Origin of the sequence: Paenibacillus zanthoxyli JH29 (assembly GCF_000520715.1) — a bacterium.
GTDB lineage: Bacteria > Bacillota > Bacilli > Paenibacillales > Paenibacillaceae > Paenibacillus_AQ > Paenibacillus_AQ zanthoxyli.
In genome coordinates this window covers 1-1156 of record NZ_ASSD01000510.1, presented here as the reverse complement: position 1 = coordinate 1156, position 1156 = coordinate 1, and the positions used below count along the sequence as shown (strand labels likewise).

The following is a 1156-nucleotide window of genomic DNA, read 5'->3' as shown; positions in this document are numbered from 1 at the left end:
GGCGGGCAGGCTCGCTGCTCGGACAGGGCAAGCCGCTGGATGAGGTGCTGGGTTCGATGGGCATGGTGGTAGAAGGCATACGCACAACCCAGGCAGCCTACGCAATCTCCGCCAAATTGGGCGTACAAATGCCGATTACGGACCAGATTTATCATGTGCTGTTCCTTGGCCGGAGTCCGCGGGAAGCGGTCGAAGCGCTTATGGGACGCGATCCGAAAGCCGAACTCGAGTCCATCTCCCAGGAAACATGGGAGCAATGGCATACATGAAGTAACCTTGGAGAGCCCTCACCTTTTACCGGATTTCCTCATATGCTGTATCGGGGATTGACGGAGGAGGGATGACAAATGAGCCGAAATTTTTCCAAGGACGCCTTGAACGCCATCAATAAAAAGGCGGGCAAAAACATCTCGGAAGGCGCCGTTAAAAGGCTGGCCGGTACGGTAAAGCCGGGGACGCTGCAAAGTGAAGCCCAGCTCCGCCAATTGATCAAGCAGGTATCAGCGATGGCCAATGTGCCGGTCAGCGAAGCTACGATTAAGGAAATTATCAGTGCTGTGAAGAAGACCGGAGCGAATCCGAACAGCTTGGAAACCTTAATGAAAATGATGATAAAAAAATAGGAGTATTCTTCCCGAAAAGAGCAAAAGAACCAACGCGGTTCCGATGCTCTTTTTTTTGTAATCGTGTTATAATATGCCTATAATATCCAGTTGAAAGGAGGCGTACGAATGGACCCGATGACCAAAATGTGGATGTCCCTGATTTCCATTTTGATTATGGGTCTGTCCGTATTTCTGATTACGTTTGCCCGCAGCAGGACGAAAGGCCTGCTCCGCGGAGTGTTGTCCGTCATCGCTTTTGTCATCATGCTAATCGGATTGCTTGGCGGCGTGGCCTCAATTATGTAAGCCGTTACACATAGCTGCTGCGGTAAGGCTGAAGAAATGGTCCGCATAATTGAACAAAGGCTGCAGCGCTGGTCTGCCAGGCCATACTGGAAGTAACAGGTACCTCTCAACGTCGAGATGGACATATTTCTGATTGAATCGTAGCACGATTTTTGAAGGAATGGGGCGTGAAGGAATGTTAGCCGGTGATACTATGCCTCAGGGGCTGCGCAAGGCTCTTGTACAGGTTGCTGATGCATTATGCT

At 50.6% G+C, this 1156-nt stretch carries 3 protein-coding genes; all 3 read left to right on the top strand.

What is annotated here, in order from left to right; genetic code table 11:
• Positions 1 to 269: NAD(P)H-dependent glycerol-3-phosphate dehydrogenase (locus tag L691_RS29475; RefSeq protein WP_036737405.1), on the top strand; the 269-nt coding region annotated here is incomplete at its 5' end.
• Between the two features lie 78 nt (positions 270 to 347).
• Positions 348 to 623: a stage VI sporulation protein F gene (locus L691_RS0119475; protein ID WP_025692046.1), complete on the top strand. Its 276-nt coding sequence runs from the start codon at positions 348 to 350 to the stop codon at positions 621 to 623.
• Between the two features lie 108 nt (positions 624 to 731).
• On the top strand, positions 732 to 911 hold the full coding sequence (locus L691_RS0119470) for a DUF2768 family protein (RefSeq protein ID WP_025692045.1): 180 nt from the start codon (positions 732 to 734) through the stop codon (positions 909 to 911).
• The last annotated feature ends 245 nt before the right edge of the window (positions 912 to 1156 follow it).

Coding starts and splice junctions, on each gene's coding strand:
- L691_RS0119475 (WP_025692046.1), top strand. CDS start 348: ATGAGCCGAAATTTTTCCAAGGACGCCTTGAACGCCATCAATAAAAAG.
- L691_RS0119470 (WP_025692045.1), top strand. CDS start 732: ATGGACCCGATGACCAAAATGTGGATGTCCCTGATTTCCATTTTGATT.